This is a genomic window from Aeromicrobium phragmitis, assembly GCF_003674095.1.
Classification (GTDB): Bacteria; Actinomycetota; Actinomycetes; order Propionibacteriales; family Nocardioidaceae; genus Aeromicrobium; species Aeromicrobium phragmitis.
This window is the reverse complement of sequence record NZ_RDBF01000002.1, coordinates 233,198-248,670: the sequence shown is the minus strand read 5'-3', so window position 1 is coordinate 248,670 and position 15,473 is coordinate 233,198. Positions and strand designations below refer to the sequence as shown.

The following is a 15,473-nucleotide window of genomic DNA, read 5'->3' as shown; positions in this document are numbered from 1 at the left end:
GCGGTGCGTCAGCAACCTCTCGAGCCGCCGTTGGGGTTGAGCACGCACCGCCCGAAGCCAGGACACGTTGATCACGCACCGCCCGAAGGCGTGGAGGCTACGAGGTGAGGGCGGTGTGGACAGCGGCGCAGAGCTCACCCGCCGCGTCGGCCGAGAGCGGGAAGCCGTGGGCGTCGACGACGTAGAAGACGTCGCGGGCTTCGTCACCGTAGGTGCTGGTGTGCGCCGATCGGATCTGGTGCCCGCCGTCGGCGATCGTGCGCGCCACCGTCCACATCAGGCCTCGTCGATCGAGCGCGCGGACCTCGATGAGGGTCGCGGTCTGCTCCATCACGTCGAGGACGGACACGCGGGGCTGGTCGTCGACGGCGAAGAGCCGTGCGGCGAGATCGACGGTGCCGTCGAGCACGCGCCGGATGCGTTGATGGAGCACATGCGGATCGAGGTCGGGACGGCTCACTTCCCACAGCGTGACGGCGACGTCATCCACCGTGACGATGCGTGCTGAGCGGATCGAGAGGCCGGCCGTCGCCAGTGCCCCGGCGAGATCGGCCAGCAGCCCGGGACGATCCACGGACACGATGGTGACGAGCGATCCGTCGTGGTGGTTCTCCGAGCTCACGCGGATCGTCCCACCGGTCACCCCGGTGAGGTCGGGCAGCGGTCGCTCCGGTGGCCAACCCTCGTACTGCGCGCGGTCGTCGTCGGTCCCCGCGAGCACGGACCGCACCTTCTCGACCAACCCGAGCACCAGGCCGCGACGCCAACCGCTCCACGCCTGCTCGCTCGTCGCCATCGCGTCGCACGCGGTGAGCGCGGCGAGCAGATCCAGGAACGACGAGGACTGCACGATCTCGGCGACGTTGGCGGCCGTCCGGGGATCCTCGATGTCGCGTCCCGTCGCCACGGTCGGGAGCAGCAAGTGCCAGCGCACGAGGCGGGACACGACGTCCGCCTCGTCGGCGGAGAAGCCCCAGCGGCGGACGATGTGCTCGGCCATGGCCGCCCCGACCTCGCTGTGATCCCCCGGCCGCCCCTTGCCGATGTCGTGCAGCAGGGCGGCGACGGCGAGCAGGTCGGGACGGGCGACCTGGCGGTTGAGCTCGTCGGCTTGAACACACGCTTCGAGGCTGTGCCGGTCGATCGTGAAGCGGTGGACCGGTGACGACGACCCCCGAAGCCGGATGTCCGACCACTCGGGCAGGAAGCGGTCGACGAGCCCGGCGATGTCGAGTTCCTCCCACACCTCGACCGCTCCCCTGCCGGCGCTGAGGAGCTCCACGAACCACCGACGCGTGGTCTCCGGCCAGGGCTCGGGCAGCGGGCCGAGGTCACGCGCGAGTCGCGCCACGGCGGCGGCGTTCATCGGGAGCCTGAGCCGCGCGGCGGTCGCGGCGAACCGCAGGAGGACTTCCGGATCCTCGTGTGGATCGGCGTCACGGGTCACGACGACCTCGCGATCGAGCACGCCGACCCCGGGCGCCTGCGACTCGATCCGTGGCCCGCGCCGCCCGATGCGACGGTGACGGTCCCGTTCCAACGACTCGTCGAGCCGGTGCCAGGTCACGGCGGCGAGGTGAGCGGTGCGGCGCCCGAGGTCGCGTACGCCGACATCGAACTCGGTGGGCGTGAGCGACCAGCGGTGCGCGAGTTCGGGCACCAGCTCGGGGATCAGCTTGTCGGTCCTGCGTCCGGCGACCTCATGCACGGTGTCGCGCACATCGAGCAACCGCGTGCGCAACAGCTCGGCTTCGGCACGCGGCAGATCCACTAGCCAGGTGGCAAGCAGCGCCCGCAGGGTCACCGAATCGCGCAGTCCCCCGCCGGACTCCTTGAGATCGGGCACCGCGTCGTGCGCGAGCCAACCGGCCCGTTCAATGCGTGCCGCACGTGCCGAGCGCACCTCGGTCACCCGTTCACGCGCCCGCCGTCGCCAGCGTGCGAGCGCATCAGCGCGCACTCTCCGGACCAGGGTGGGATCGCCGGCGACACTGCGCGCGTCGAGCATTCCCATCGCGGCCCGGTGGTCCTCCTCCGCCCGGGCGAGCATCTCCCGCGTGGAGCGCACGGCATGGTCGAGGTCGATCCGCCGGTCCCACAGCGGGTACCAGATCGCGTTCGCCGCGTCCGCGACGTACGACGGAGCCGCCGCCGGGTCGTGGAGGAGCACGACGTCGAGGTCGCTGAACGGCGACAGCTCCTGGCGTCCGTATCCGCCGATGGCGACGATCGCGAGGCCGCCCGTGTCAGCCGAACCGGTGGCCTCGACGAACAGCTGACGCAGCAGCCGGTCGGCCTCGTCGGACCGATCGCGTCGCTGCTGCGCCAGCCGGGTGGACAGGTCCGAGGACCCGAGGAGCTCGGTCAGAGAGCTGCCTCGTCCGTCTCGCCGGTGCGGACCCGCACGACCGAGTCGACCGGGACGACCCACACCTTGCCGTCACCGATCTTGCCGGTCTGGGCGGCGGAGCTGATGGTGGTGACGACGGTCTCCACGTCGACGTCGTCGACGACGATCTCGAGCCGGATCTTCGGAACCAGCGAGACGTCGTACTCGGCGCCGCGGTAGACCTCGGTGTGCCCCTTCTGCTGGCCGTAGCCGCTCGCCTCGGTGACCGTCATGCCGGCGACGCCGGCGGCGGCGAGCGCCTCGCGCACCTCTTCCCACTTGTGCGGCTTGATGACCGCTGTCACGAGCTTCATCGTCAGGCTCCCGTCTTGAACGTGGTTCCGCCAGTGCTGGCCAGATCGTATGCGGACTCGCCGTGCTCGGCGAAGTCGATACCCGCGACCTCGTCCTCGGGATCGACCCGCCATCCCATGACGGCCTTCAGCGCGAGGGCGATGACGAGCGTCACGACACCGGCCCAGAGGACCGCGAAGAGCGCCACGACGGTCTGCACGACCAACTGGGCGACGCCGTCACCGTAGAAGAGGCCGCCGGAGGTCGCGAGGAAACCGATGCCGACCGTGCCCACGAGACCGCCGACGAGGTGCACGCCGACCACGTCGAGCGAGTCGTCGAAGCCGAACCGGTACTTCAGGCCCACCGCCAGGGCGCACAGCGCGCCGGCCACGAGGCCGAGCACGAGCGATCCCAGCGGGCTCAGCGCGCCGCAGGCCGGGGTGACGGCGACGAGGCCGGCGACGATGCCCGATGCGGCACCGAGGCTGGTGGCCTTGCCGTCGCGGATCTTCTCCACGACGAGCCAACCGAGGATGGCGGCCGCAGTCGCCGCGGTGGTGTTGATCCACACCAGCCCGGTCTCATCGACCCAGGAGGTGGCGAAGTCGAGGTCGTCGTAGGAGACGAACGACCCGACGTTGAACCCGAACCAGCCGAACCACAGGACGCCGGCGCCGAGCATCGTCAGCGGCAGGCTGTGCGGCCGCATCGGTTCGCTGCCGAAGCCGCGACGCGCGCCGATGACGAGCGCGAGGACGAGGCCGGCCACGCCGGCGTTGATGTGGACGACCGTGCCGCCCGCGTAGTCGATCGGCGCGACGCCGTCGTACAGCAGACTGGCGAGGCTGCCGTCCTCACCGCTGAGGAAGCCGCCGCCCCACACCATGTGGGCCAGCGGGAAGTACGACAGCGTCACCCAGATGGCGGCGAACACGAGCCACGTGGAGTACTTGGCCCGGTCGGCGATGGCACCGCTGATGAGCGCCACGGTGAGGATCGCGAACGTCATCTGGAACGCGACGCTGATCAGCGCGCCCGAGCCGTCCTCGCCGATGGCGCCCTGCACATCGGCGAGACCGAACATCTCGAAGGGATTGCCCATGAGACCGGCCGCGCCGTCACCGAACAGGTCGGTGCCGTAGGACGCGGACCACCCCCACAGGATGTAGATCGGAACGACGACGCCCATCGCGCCGAACGACATCATCATCATGTTCAGGACGGACTTCGAGCGAGTCATGCCGCCGTAGAACAACGCCAACGCGGGCGTCATCAACAGCACCATCGCACTCGACGCCAGCATCCAGGCGGCCTGGCCGGTATCCATGGAACCTCCCCTTGGGACGACAGGGACGCGATCGCGCCCCATCCCACAGTGCGGTTCCGCCGTTTCGCGGTCGGCACGCGTCTGTTGCGATCACGTGACGAGCCGGCGAGAAATGTTACGCGCCGATGTCAGGCCAGGAGCGCGTCGACGAACTCCTCGGCATCGAACGGCGCGAGGTCGTCGGCCCCCTCCCCGAGGCCCACGAATTTGACCGGCGCGCCGAGGGCGCGCTGGACGGCGATGACGATACCGCCCTTGGCCGTGCCGTCCAGCTTGGTGAGCACGATGCCGGTGACGTCGACGACCTCGGAGAACACGCGAGCCTGGGTGAGGCCGTTCTGGCCGGTGGTGGCGTCGATGACCAACAGGACCTCGGTGACCGGCGCCTGCTTCTCGATGACGCGCTTGACCTTGCCGAGTTCGTCCATGAGGCCGGCCTTGGTGTGCAGTCGGCCGGCGGTGTCGACGAGCACGACATCGGAGCCGTCGGCGATGCCCTGCTTCACGGTGTCGAAGCCGACGCTCGCCGGGTCGCCGCCCTCGGGGCCACGCACCGTGGAAACGCCCACCCGCTCGCCCCAGGTCTGCAGTTGGTCGGCCGCGGCGGCACGGAAGGTGTCGGCGGCGCCGAGGAGGACGGTCTTGTCCTCGGCGACCAGAACGCGCGCGAGGCGCCCGACCGTCGTGGTCTTGCCGGTGCCGTTGACGCCGACGACGAGCACGACGCCCGGCTTGCCGTCGTCGCCGGTGGCTTTGAGGGAGCGGTCGAGCGAGGGGCCGACCACACCGATGAGCTCCTCGCGCAGGATCTCGCGAGCGCGGGCCGGGTCGGACACGCCCTCGACGCGCAGTCGATTGCGGAGGTTCTCGACGAGCTCCCGCGTGGGTTCGACGCCGACGTCGGCCGCCAGCAGCGTGTCCTCGAGTTCCTCCCAGTCGTCCTCGGTGAGGTCGCCGCCGCCGAGCAGGCTCAGCAGTCCGCGACCGAGGCTGCTCTGCGAGCGGACCAGACGCGCGCGCAGGCGCATGAGACGGCCCTGCGGCGCCTCGGGACGCTCGATCGTGGGCGCCGCCGGCGTCTCGGGCTCGGTCGGCGCCTCGACGATCTCGACGAAGTCGTCCTCCAGAAGGCCGTCGTCGACCGGCCCGGGCTCGGGCTCCTCGGGGTGCTCGATCGTGCGTTCGGTGATCGCGTCGAGCTCGTCGGGCGGCGGCAGCCCCCGGCTCTTGCGCGACACGAGCAGACCGATGCCGGCGCCGGCCAGCACGACGACGCCGATGAGCAGGGCGATGAGCAGTTCGGTGGTCACACGTCCACCCTATGAGGTCGCGGGCGCCGGGACAGGGACCGGCTCCGCGCCGAGCGTCATCACCCGATCGAACCGCGCCAGCACGTCCGGAGCGTGACTGATCACCATGACGCTGCGGTGGGGTGCCAGCGCGAGAATGTCGTCCATCAGCGCGTCCGCCGTGTCCCGGTCCAGATGCTCGGTCGGCTCGCGAGTGGTGCAAATTCGTCGCCGCACACCGCCGGAGCCGCGAATTCGCACCACTCGCGAACCGATCTGCACCACTCGGTGGCGAACCGCGCCGTTCGCACGGTCGGCTTTGCGCGACTGTCGCGCAGAGCGTGCGCTCAACCCGTCCGGCGGACCGACCGTGGAGGCTCGGTGCGGACGAAACGGCGCAACCGTTCGGTCAGAGCCCGGCGTCCGGCTGCCGTGAGGGCGGATGCCCCAAGTTCGTCGCGCAGGAGGTCCGTCGGGCATCGCGAAACCGGCCAGCCCAGCACGCGGACGGCATCGCCGACGATCTCCTCGAACCCCGAAACGACATCCGGGAGCGTGTAGCCCCAGCGCTCGACGCCCCACCGCGCGAGCAGTCGGTCGCGTCGCAGGTCGCGGCGATGAACCTCCGGCGACCGGTGTGCTCCCCCGTCGTACTCGGGGGCGTAACGCGTACCGCGAATACGAAGATCGAGCCGCCAGATCACCTCGCCAATGTCGTTCCTGAGCTCGGGCTGCACCTCGACGGGTACACCGGCGAGCACATACACGAGCCGTAGTGACGACTCCCCCGGCGACTCCGATCGCCCGTCGACGTACGTCAACGCTCGGCGAAGAGTGCGCACGCCGCGTCGACCCGGCCGCATCGTGGCACGGATCTGATCTTCGGTCACGTGCCCAAACTGCAGTGCGCTGTCGATCGCGATGACCAGATCGAAGAACGACAGGTGTTCGGCCAACTCGATGATCGTCCACGCGGCCGACGCCACCGGAACGCCGCGATATCGCGTCCGGTGTTCCGGCGGGATGGCGCACCGACGCAGGTACACGCCGCGTCGTTCGAGGTGCGGCGCGTCGCCGTTAGTGCAGCCGATGAGGAGGTCGAGATCGGTTCGTGGCAACCACCACCCGCGCAACGCCGCGCTGGTGAGGTGCGTAAAGACATCCTGCGGCCCGAACCGCAGCGCCACAGCACGGCATCGCGGCACGAGATCGTGCTGGGTGCGCGCGTCCATCGCGACGCCGTCGACGGGATGAGCGAACCGAGCACCGCGCAGCTGCGCAGGCGTGATGCCGAGGGCACGCGCCTGCTCATGTCGAAAGGCGTCCATGCCCGTACCTTGCGCAGGTCTCGCGGATCCGTGACGCGTACTATCCACAGCCCCGGCCCGGGTGCCGTTCGGGCGCTGCGCCGGCGGCCGTCCGCGAGTGGTGCAGATTGTTGCGCGAGTGGTGCAGATCCGCGACGATCGCGACCGCCGGGTCGCCAAACTGCACCACTCGCGGAGGACGGCGCAGGCATAGGCGCTCGGAGCCCTTCTGTCCATGTGGACCGCACCAGCCGCGCGAGTGGTGCAGATTATTGCGCGAGCGGTGCAGATTCGCGACGATCGCGCTTCTTAGTCCGCGAGATTGCGCCACTCGCCGGAACCGGAGCGCGAGATTGCACCACTCGCCGCCCTGGAACGGACGGGGAAGGCGTGGTGAATCGGGTCAGTGGGTGAGGGGTTCGAGGACGGCGCGGATGGCCTCGGGGACGGGGGTGACGGCGCGGTCGCTCCCGCTGACGTAGACGTGCACGAACCTCCCGACGGCGGCAGGTTCGGGCGCCTCGCCCTGGAACAGACCGATCTCGTACACGACGCTGGAGCGACCGAGCTTCGTCACGACCAGCCCGGCCTCGACCGGCAGGGGGAACCGCAGCTCGCGCAGGAAACGACAGCCGGTCTCGGCGACGATGCCGTACGCGTCCAGCTGGCGGATGTCGACCCCCGTGGCGTCCAGCAGGTAGCCGTTCACGGCGGTGTCGAAGTACGAGTAGTACTTGACGTTGTTGACGTGACCGTAGACGTCCTCGTCCTCCCACCGCGTGCTGATGGTGCGGACCACGGGGTAGTCGCCGCGCGCGCGTTCCTGCCCCACTAGGCGGACTCCTCTTCCTCGCGCAGGCGCTGACTGATCACGGCCGAGACACCGTCGCCGCGCATGGAGACGCCGTACAGCGCGTCGGCGACCTCCATCGTGCGCTTCTGGTGGGTGATGACGATGAGCTGGCTGGTGGCGCGCAGCTCCTCGTAGATCTCCAGCAACCGCCCGAGGTTGGTGTCGTCGAGCGCCGCCTCGACCTCGTCGAGGATGTAGAACGGGCTGGGTCGCGCCTTGAACAGCGAGACCAGGAAAGCCACCGCCACGAGCGACCGTTCGCCTCCGGACAGCAGCGAGAGCCGCTTGACCTTCTTGCCCGGCGGGCGGGCCTCGACGTCGATGCCCGTGGTCAGCATCGATGACGGATCGGTCAGCACGAGCTTGCCCTCGCCGCCGGGGAACAGCCGGCCGAACACGTCGGTGAACTCCCGCTCGACGTCCTGCCAGGCCTCGGTGAACACCTGCTCGACCTTCTGGTCGACCTCGTCGACGATGTCGAGGAGGTCCTGGCGGGTCTTCTTCAGGTCGTCGAGTTGTTCGGACAGGAACTGGTGCCGTTCCTCCAGCGCCGAGAACTCCTCGAGCGCCAGCGGGTTGACCTTGCCGAGCATCGCGAGCGACTTCTCGGCGTTGCGCAGTCGCTTGACCTGCTCCTCGCGCACGAACGCGACGGGCTCGGCGTCCTCGTCGCCGATGACCGGGACCAGCTGGTCCGGGCCGTATTCGGCGACGAGGGTGTCGGGCTCGATGCCGACTTCCTGCAGCGCCCGCTCGTGCAACTGCTCCAGCTTGAGCAGAAGCTGCGAGCGCGCCATCTCGTCGCGGTGGACCGAATCCGTGAGCTGTTTGAGCTCGGCCTCGAGCTCGCGCAGCCGCGACCGCGTCAGCCGCAACTGCTCCTCGCGGCCGGCGCGGTCCTGTTCGATCTGCGTGCGGCGGGCCGCAGCGACGGCGACGGAGGTCTCCAGTCGCGCGAGCGCCTGCTCGATCCCTCGCAGGACCGCGCCGGCCACGGCGGCTTCGCGACGACGACGCTCGCGGCGCTCCGCGGCTCGCTGCCGGGCCTCGCGCTCGGCCGCCGCGTCGGCGAGCATCGACTCGACCTGGGCCGCGAGCGCCCGCGCCCGCTCCTCGGCCGTGCGCAGCGCGAGTCGTGCGTCGGTCTCAGCCCGTCGCGCGGAGGACGCCGCCTCGGCGAGCCGCTCCATCTCGGTGGTGTCCGGCTCGGTGTCCGGGGCCTGCTCGGCGAGCGCGACGCGTTCCTCGAGTTCGGCGAGTCCGCTCATCGCCTGGTCTCGGGCCGCCTTGGCCTGCTCGATCGAGGCCTCGAGCCGCTCCGCCTCTTCGGTCGACGCACGGCTGGTGGTGCCGAGTTCGCCGAGCTTCTCGGCGACGGCCGACATCGTGGCATCGGACTCGTGCAGCCGGTCGAGCACCGCCTCGACCCGGTCACGCGCCTGCGTCAAGGTCTGGCCGGCCTGTTCGGCCTCGAAGCGCAAGCGGTCGAGCGTTGCCGTGACCGCGGTCAGTTCCGCTTCGGCCTCGTCGAGGGCCGCGGTGACCTCGATGAGGCTCTGGCCGCCCGAGGACCCACCCTCGGCGAAGTGCACACCAAGCCGGTCCCCGGTGCCGGTAACGGCCTGGACCTCGGGAACCTGGGCGACCACACGGCGCGCCGCGGCCAAATCGTCGACGACGGCGACTCGGCTGAGCAGCCGGCGCAAAGCCGGACGAAGGGTGGCCGGAGCGTCGACCAGATCGATCGCATAGCGCGCGCCGGCGGGAAGCTCGGGCCAACCGTCGTCGTCGTCCGTTCCCCCGCCGACGACGATGCCCGCCCGACCGAGGTCACTGCTGCGCAGCCGCTCGATCGCACCGATCGCCGCGTCGACGTCGGCGACGGCGAGCGCGTCGGTGGCGGCGCCGAGGGCGGTCGCCAGCGCGACCTCGTGCCCGGCGTGGACCGTGATGAGCGAGGCGACCGACCCGAGCAGACCGTCGATCGCATCGGACTCCGCGAGCAGGGCACCGGCACCGTCCTTGCGCGAGAGTCCGAGCTCGAGGGCCTCCTTGCGCGCCCGCAGCGCGTCGTGGCGGCGTTCGGCCTCGTGCCGGCGCGCCGTGAGCGTCTCGACCGCCTCCTCGGCGCTTGCCAGCTCCGCCTCAGCGGCCTCGAGTTCCTCGTCGAGGCCGGACTCACCCGCGGTGAGACCGGCGATCTGGCTCTCCAGCGCGGTGAACTCGCGGTGCGCCCGGGCGGCGCGCTCGCGCGCTGCGGCCGCCGACGACTCTAGTCGCCCGATCTCCTCGTCCGCGCCGGCCGCGCGGCTCTTGAGCGCATTGAGCTGACCGTGCAGCCGGGCCAGTCCTTCGCGCTGATCGGCAGCGGCGCGCAACAGGCCGGCGATCCGCCGCTCCTCGGCCGTGTACTCCTCTTCGGCGCTCTGGCGCCGTGTGATCGCGGCCTCGAGAGCGTCGGCTGCCTCCTGCACGGACTGCTGAAGGGCCGCATGCTCCTCCTGGGCGCGCCGCGCATCGGCCTCGAGCTCATCGGGATCGCGACCGGGTACCCGGTCGTCCGACTCAGACTCCGCGACACGGATACGCTCGCGAGCCAACCCCGCCATGCCGTTGAACCGCTCGCGCAGGCTCGTCAGCGCGTACCAGGTGTCCTGCGCCTTGGCGAGCGTGGGCGCGTCGGTGGCCAGCGCCTGCTCGAGCTCCGCCTCGGCCTCGCGCGCCTCGCGCAGCGCGATCTCCGCTGCCGTACGGCGCTCCTTGAGCGCCTGCTCGTCGGCCAGCTCCGTGGCCATCGTGTCGCGAGCGGTGACGATGTCGTCGGCGAGGAGCCGGGCGCGAGCATCACGCACGTCGGCTTGGATCACCGCGGCCTTGCGCGCGACCTCGGCCTGGCGGCCGAGCGGCTTGAGCTGACGACGCAGCTCGGTGAGCACGTCGCCGAGCCGGGTCAGGTTTCCCTGCGTCGCCTCTAGCTTGCGCAGCGCCTTCTCCTTGCGCTTGCGGTGCTTGAGCACGCCGGCCGCCTCTTCGACGAAGCCGCGGCGCTCCTCGGGGGTGGCGCGCAGGACGCTGTCGAGCTGGCCCTGCCCGACGATGACGTGCATCTCCCGCCCGATACCGGAGTCGCTGAGCAGTTCCTGGACGTCCAGCAGCCGGCAGGTGTTGCCGTTGATGGCGTATTCCGAACCCCCGCTGCGGAACATCGTCCGCGAGATCGTGACCTCGGTGTAGTCGATGGGGAGCGCGCCATCGGAGTTGTCGATGGTCAGGACGACCTCGGCACGCCCCAGCGGCGGCCGACCGGCCGTGCCGGCGAAGATGACATCCTCCATCTTGCCGCCGCGCAGGGACTTGACGCCCTGCTCGCCCATGACCCACGACAGGGCGTCGACGACGTTGGACTTGCCGGAACCGTTGGGACCGACCACGGCGGTGATGCCGGGCTCGAGCTGCAGCGTCGTCGACGACGCAAAGGACTTGAAGCCCCGCAGCGTGAGGGTCTTGAGGTACACCACGGCTCCTGACGGCGGACTGGACTGCTAGGGCTCACCCTAGACCGGACCACTCCCCTCCCAGGGGAGCCGTCCCGGTGTCGCCGCGGACGATCAGTGGGTGACGGGTTCGAGCAGCTCGCTCACGTCGTCCACGCGCGAGCCGAGCGCCTCGACGAGGCCGTCGTTCTCGGCCTTCAGTCGAGCGACCTCGTTCTCGAGATCAGCAACGCGGCGGCGGAGCCGAGCCAGCTCCGGGGCGGCATGATCGTACGACGGGCCTGCCAGGTAACCGACGAGCGCTTTGGCCATGACTGTCCTTTGCAGGGAATTGCCGATGGGATGGGCAGCGATGACTGCCATCTGCCAGTATCCCACCGGTGCGGGAGACCGGTCAAATAGGGTGGGACGGTGTCTGACTTGTTCACGTCCCCGACCGGAGACTGGGTGGGCGTCTCGCCGCGCCTGGCTACCGCCCGCCGGATGCTCGGTGTGATCACCGGTGCCGTCCTCGTGCTGATCGGTGCGGTGCTCACCGTCCTGATCTGGTGGGCAGGCGTGCCGGCCATCGTCGTCGGCGCCCTCGGCGCCGCCTGGGTGTGGTGGTGGGCTCCCCGCAATCAGCGCAGCTGGGGGTACACGGAGGCGCCGGAGGACTTCGTCGTCCGCGGCGGCATCATGTTCCGCCGGCTCGTCGCCGTCCCCTATGGCCGGATGCAGTTCGTGGACGTGGAGGCCGGCCCGATCGCGCGGCACTTCGGTTTCGCCACGGTGACACTGCACACCGCCAGCACCAAGACGGCGGCGGGCATCCCGGGCGTTCCGATCGACGAGGCGAATCGCTTGCGCAACCGCCTCACCGAGCTCGGCGACTCGCGAGGCGCCGGTGTCTGAGCCCCACGAGGACGCCGACCTGCCGTTGGAGCCCGCTGAGGCGCCGGGCACTCCCCCGGTGCCCGAGGGCGCCCAGACACAGGGACGCCGCACGCACCCGCTGACCGCTCTCGTGCAAGGCGGGCTCTGGGCCGCCGGCGGCGCAATCGGCTTGTTCAACGCGTTCTTCAACGGCGACGGCTTCGGCGTCGTCCGCGGGCTGCTGAGCCTCGTTGCCGCGGTGGTGGGCGGTCTCGTCATCGGGCTGGTCGCCGGATACCTGCGCTGGCGGTTCACCCGCTACTTCATCGACGGCACGGAGGCGCGCATCGAATCGGGGGTGCTGTTCCGCACCTCCCGGCGCATCCCGTACGAGCGGCTGCAGTCGGTCGACATCGACGAGCCGTTCCTCGCCCGACTGTTCGGCCTCGCCGAGCTCCACATGGAGATGGCCGGTGGGAGCGAGTCGCGCACCACGCTGCGTTTCCTGCGGCTGGACGAAGCCCGGCAGTTGCGCCGCGTGCTGCTGTCGCGGGCGCACGGTACCCACGTGTCTGAGGGCGAGACGATCCCGGAGGAACAGCGCACCGTCATCGCCGTCGTCTCGCCTGATCGCATCATCGTCGGCACACTGCTCTCCCTGGATTTCCTCATCTCGGCCGGTGCGATCGTCGTACTGCTCGCGGTGGGGTTCGTCGTCCCGGACGCCTGGGCGCTGCTCGGCGGGATCATTCCCGCCGGATTCTGGCTGGTACAGATCATCGGCACGCGCGTCATCGCCCAGTGGAACTTCACGCTCTCGCGCGGCGCGCGCGGGTTGCGCATCGAGCGCGGTCTGCTCTCGCGCAGTTCGCAGACGATCCCGTTCGAGCGGGTCCAGGGCATCGCCGTCATCGAGCCGTTCCTCTGGCGCAAGATCGGATGGCAGCGCCTCTCGGTCGACGTCGCGGGCTACGGCGCATCGGCCGAGGAGGAGAGCGGCGTCTCCGACACCACTCTCCTCCCGATCGCCGATCCGCTGCTCGCCCGGGCCGTCGCCGAGGAACTCATCCCGCACTCGGACCCGGCCGTGGTCGAGCGCGTCGTGGCGTCGCCGCGCTCGTGGGTGTTCGCGCCGATCGGTTGGCGCTACCGGTGGGTGGCGGCCACGGATCGGACGTTCCTCGCGCAGGAGGGGTGGATTCAGCGCACGACCGACCTCGTCCCGCATCACAAGACGCAGTCGGTGGCGTTACGCCAGGGCCCGCTTCAGCGCCGGCGCGGTGTCGCGACGGTCGAGGTGCACACCCCGCCCGGACCCGTGGACGCCGCGGGTCGGCACCTCGACGCGGACACGGCGCGCGTGGTCGCCCTCGAACAACTCGATCGGGCGCGGCACGTCCCCGCTCCTCCGGTGCCACCGACCGCGAGTTGACGGCGCGCGGGGAGCCGCGGTCGCGCGGGAGGCTCAGCCGCCGCTCGTGGCGTCCTCGGCGGCGGCGTCGACGCTGCCGGCGAGTTCGCGAGAGTCCAGCCAGCCGTCGGGCAGGTGGACCCTCTTCGGCGAGCCTTGGCGCCCGCGCGGAGTGCCGAGCTCGGAAACCGGGTACGGCTCGGACGGATCGAGTTCGGCGAGCAAGGCGTCCAGCGCCGCGTACGAGGAGACCTTGCCGAGGTTCTCGCGGACCCGACTGCCGGCGCGGAAGCCCTTGAGGTACCACGCCACGTGCTTGCGGAACTCCACACAGCCGCGCTCCTCACCGAGCCAGTCCCCCAGGAGCTCGGCGTGCCGGCGCATCACGTGCATGACCTCGCCGAGCGTGGGCAGTTCCTGGACGGTCCTCCCGGAGAAGGCCGCGGCGAGGTCGCGGAACAGCCAGGGGCGGCCGAGGCAGCCGCGGCCGACGACCACGCCGTCGCAGCCGGTCTGCTCGACCATCGCGACGGCGTCGGACGCCTCCCAGATGTCGCCGTTGCCGAGGACCGGGATCGAGGAGACCGCGGCCTTCAGCTCACCGATCGACGACCAGTCGGCGCGGCCGGAGTAGTGCTGTGAGGCCGTCCGCCCATGGAGGGCGATCGCGGCGCAACCGGTGTCCTCGGCGATCCGGCCCGCGTCGAGGAACGTGAGGTGGTCGTCGTCGATCCCCTTGCGGGTCTTCATCGTGACGGGCACCCCGTAGGGGCGAGCCGCCTCGACGGCCTCGGTGAGGATCTGACCGAGCAGGGTGGCCTTCCACGGCAGGGCCGCTCCCCCGCCTTTGCGGGTGACCTTGGGGACGGGACAGCCGAAATTCAGATCGACGTGATCGACGCCGTGGGCGTCGCACAGGATCCGAACGGCCTCACCGACCGTACGCGGATCGACGCCGTACAGCTGCACCGACCGGATCTTCTCGTTCGGAGCGAAGGTCAGCATCGACAGACTCGTGCGATCGCCCTCGACGATGCCGCGCGACGTGATCATCTCGCACACGTAGAGCCCCGCGCCCTGCTCCGCGCACAGCTGCCGGAACGCGGCGTTGGTGACGCCGGCCATCGGAGCGAGCACGACCGGCGTGTCAACTTCGACGTCGCCGAGCACGAGACGGTCGGGAAGAGTCGCGGTGGGCATGGGATCCAGTGTCGCAAGCCGGGCAATGCCGACGGCCGCGACCCGGTGAGAGTCGCGGCCGTCGCCCCGGGGTCAGCGGCGGCGGCCGCCGATCGCCGACAGGCCCACCGCAGCGAGGATGATGACGCCCGTCGCGAGGTCCTTGAGCTGCGGGTTGAGGTTCATGATGTCGAACCCGTTGCCGATCAGCGCGATGAGGAACACGCCGGCAACCGAACGCCATACCGCGCCGATACCGCCGTTGATGCTCGTGCCGCCGAGGATGATGGCGGCGATGGCATCGAGTTCCATCCCGAGGCCGACCTGCGGCTGACCACTGGCGATGCGGGAGACGCCGATCGCCGCGGCCAGACCGGCCGCCAGACCGCTGAGCGCGAAGACCGAGAGGCGCAGCCGCGAGACGCGCACGCCCGACAGCTCAGCGGCGTGCTGGTTGCCGCCCACCGCGAAGACGTGGCGGCCGAAGACGGTCCGGTTGAGCAGGAACCACAGCAGCGCGACGAACACGACCATGACGATGACCGCGTAGAAGACCAACCCGATGCGACCGCGGCCCAGGGTGCTGAACCCCTCGACGGACACCGTGATGAGCGAGCCCTTGGTGATCAGCACCGCGATCGCGCTGAACACCATGCTGGTGGCCAGCGTCGCCAGGAACGAGTGGACCTTGAGCGTCGTGACGGCGACGCCGTTGAGGACGCCGAGCAGCAGACCGCACAGCGGGGCGGCCGCCAGCGCGAGCCACGGGTTCTGGGTCTCGACGGCGACGTAGGCGGCGACGACGGCACCGACGCTGAAGATCGCGCCCGTGGACAGGTCGAAGTTGCCCGAGATGATCACGAACGTCCCGGCCGCGGCGATCATCGCGAGCGGCACGTTCTGATTCACGATGTTCATGAGGTTCGCCGCCGAGAAGAACGACGGCGAGACCACCGCGAGCACGACGACGAGTAACGCGATGAGCAACAGCACCGCATAGTCGCGGATGAAGAGCAGGGCGTCGCGACCCGTGAAGGTGCGCGATGCGGGAGCGGTCGTGGTTGCCATGGGT

General features: G+C 70.3%; 13 protein-coding genes. 2 read left to right on the top strand and 11 right to left on the bottom strand.

Features of this window, described 5'->3' with window-relative positions; genetic code table 11:
- Positions 1-97: 97 nt before the first annotated feature.
- From D9V41_RS04025 to D9V41_RS03985, 9 genes are all read right to left on the bottom strand, one after another.
- The gene (locus D9V41_RS04025) at positions 98-2,431 is read right to left on the bottom strand and encodes a [protein-PII] uridylyltransferase (protein WP_121793243.1); all 2,334 of its coding nucleotides are present in this window, start codon (positions 2,429-2,431) and stop codon (positions 98-100) included.
- Positions 2,365-2,703: a P-II family nitrogen regulator gene (locus tag D9V41_RS04020; protein WP_121793242.1), complete on the bottom strand. Its 339-nt coding sequence runs from the start codon at positions 2,701-2,703 to the stop codon at positions 2,365-2,367. Before D9V41_RS04020 ends, D9V41_RS04025 begins: the two co-directional genes overlap by 67 nt.
- A gap of 2 nt (positions 2,704-2,705) precedes the next feature.
- On the bottom strand, positions 2,706-4,013 hold the full coding sequence (locus tag D9V41_RS04015; protein ID WP_208006728.1) for an ammonium transporter: 1,308 nt from the start codon (positions 4,011-4,013) through the stop codon (positions 2,706-2,708).
- 128 nt (positions 4,014-4,141) lie between these two features.
- Positions 4,142-5,323, bottom strand: coding sequence for a signal recognition particle-docking protein FtsY (gene ftsY / locus D9V41_RS04010; protein WP_121793241.1), 1,182 nt, complete (start codon positions 5,321-5,323; stop codon positions 4,142-4,144).
- 9 nt (positions 5,324-5,332) lie between these two features.
- On the bottom strand, positions 5,333-5,470 hold the full coding sequence (locus D9V41_RS17730; protein WP_166375906.1) for a hypothetical protein: 138 nt from the start codon (positions 5,468-5,470) through the stop codon (positions 5,333-5,335).
- A gap of 179 nt (positions 5,471-5,649) precedes the next feature.
- A complete protein-coding gene (locus tag D9V41_RS04000; RefSeq protein ID WP_121793239.1) occupies positions 5,650-6,630 on the bottom strand; it encodes a hypothetical protein in 981 nt (326 codons plus the stop codon).
- 382 nt (positions 6,631-7,012) lie between these two features.
- Positions 7,013-7,441, bottom strand: coding sequence for an acyl-CoA thioesterase (locus tag D9V41_RS03995; protein ID WP_121793238.1), 429 nt, complete (start codon positions 7,439-7,441; stop codon positions 7,013-7,015).
- Positions 7,441-10,977, bottom strand: a complete 3,537-nt coding sequence (smc, locus tag D9V41_RS03990; protein WP_121793372.1) for a chromosome segregation protein SMC — start codon at positions 10,975-10,977, stop codon at positions 7,441-7,443. The genes D9V41_RS03995 and smc overlap by 1 nt, the downstream gene beginning before the upstream one ends.
- Positions 10,978-11,070: 93 nt before the next feature.
- Positions 11,071-11,319 carry a hypothetical protein gene (locus D9V41_RS03985; RefSeq protein ID WP_243697147.1) on the bottom strand — a complete coding sequence of 83 codons (249 nt, stop codon included), beginning with the start codon at positions 11,317-11,319 and terminating at the stop codon, positions 11,071-11,073.
- Between the two features lie 48 nt (positions 11,320-11,367).
- Here D9V41_RS03985 and D9V41_RS03980 point away from each other — a divergent pair, with 48 nt between their 5' ends.
- Positions 11,368-11,850: a PH domain-containing protein gene (locus tag D9V41_RS03980; RefSeq protein ID WP_243697146.1), complete on the top strand. Its 483-nt coding sequence runs from the start codon at positions 11,368-11,370 to the stop codon at positions 11,848-11,850.
- Positions 11,843-13,243, top strand: coding sequence for a PH domain-containing protein (locus D9V41_RS03975; RefSeq protein ID WP_121793236.1), 1,401 nt, complete (start codon positions 11,843-11,845; stop codon positions 13,241-13,243). The genes D9V41_RS03980 and D9V41_RS03975 overlap by 8 nt, the downstream gene beginning before the upstream one ends.
- 33 nt (positions 13,244-13,276) lie before the next feature.
- Here D9V41_RS03975 and dusB read toward each other — a convergent pair whose 3' ends face one another.
- The gene (gene dusB, locus D9V41_RS03970) at positions 13,277-14,422 is read right to left on the bottom strand and encodes a tRNA dihydrouridine synthase DusB (RefSeq protein WP_121793235.1); all 1,146 of its coding nucleotides are present in this window, start codon (positions 14,420-14,422) and stop codon (positions 13,277-13,279) included.
- Between the two features lie 72 nt (positions 14,423-14,494).
- Entirely contained in the window at positions 14,495-15,469 is a 975-nt protein-coding gene (locus tag D9V41_RS03965) for an ABC transporter permease (RefSeq protein ID WP_121793234.1), read from the bottom strand.
- Positions 15,470-15,473 lie beyond the last annotated feature (4 nt).

Excerpts from the sequence above, each read along its gene's own strand:
- D9V41_RS04015 (WP_208006728.1), bottom strand. The coding sequence starts at position 4,013 with ATGGATACCGGCCAGGCCGCCTGGATGCTGGCGTCGAGTGCGATGGTG.
- D9V41_RS04020 (WP_121793242.1), bottom strand. The coding sequence starts at position 2,703 with ATGAAGCTCGTGACAGCGGTCATCAAGCCGCACAAGTGGGAAGAGGTG.
- D9V41_RS03985 (WP_243697147.1), bottom strand. The coding sequence starts at position 11,319 with ATGGCAGTCATCGCTGCCCATCCCATCGGCAATTCCCTGCAAAGGACA.
- D9V41_RS17730 (WP_166375906.1), bottom strand. The coding sequence starts at position 5,470 with ATGGACGACATTCTCGCGCTGGCACCCCACCGCAGCGTCATGGTGATC.
- D9V41_RS04000 (WP_121793239.1), bottom strand. The coding sequence starts at position 6,630 with ATGGACGCCTTTCGACATGAGCAGGCGCGTGCCCTCGGCATCACGCCT.
- dusB (WP_121793235.1), bottom strand. The coding sequence starts at position 14,422 with ATGCCCACCGCGACTCTTCCCGACCGTCTCGTGCTCGGCGACGTCGAA.
- D9V41_RS03965 (WP_121793234.1), bottom strand. The coding sequence starts at position 15,469 with ATGGCAACCACGACCGCTCCCGCATCGCGCACCTTCACGGGTCGCGAC.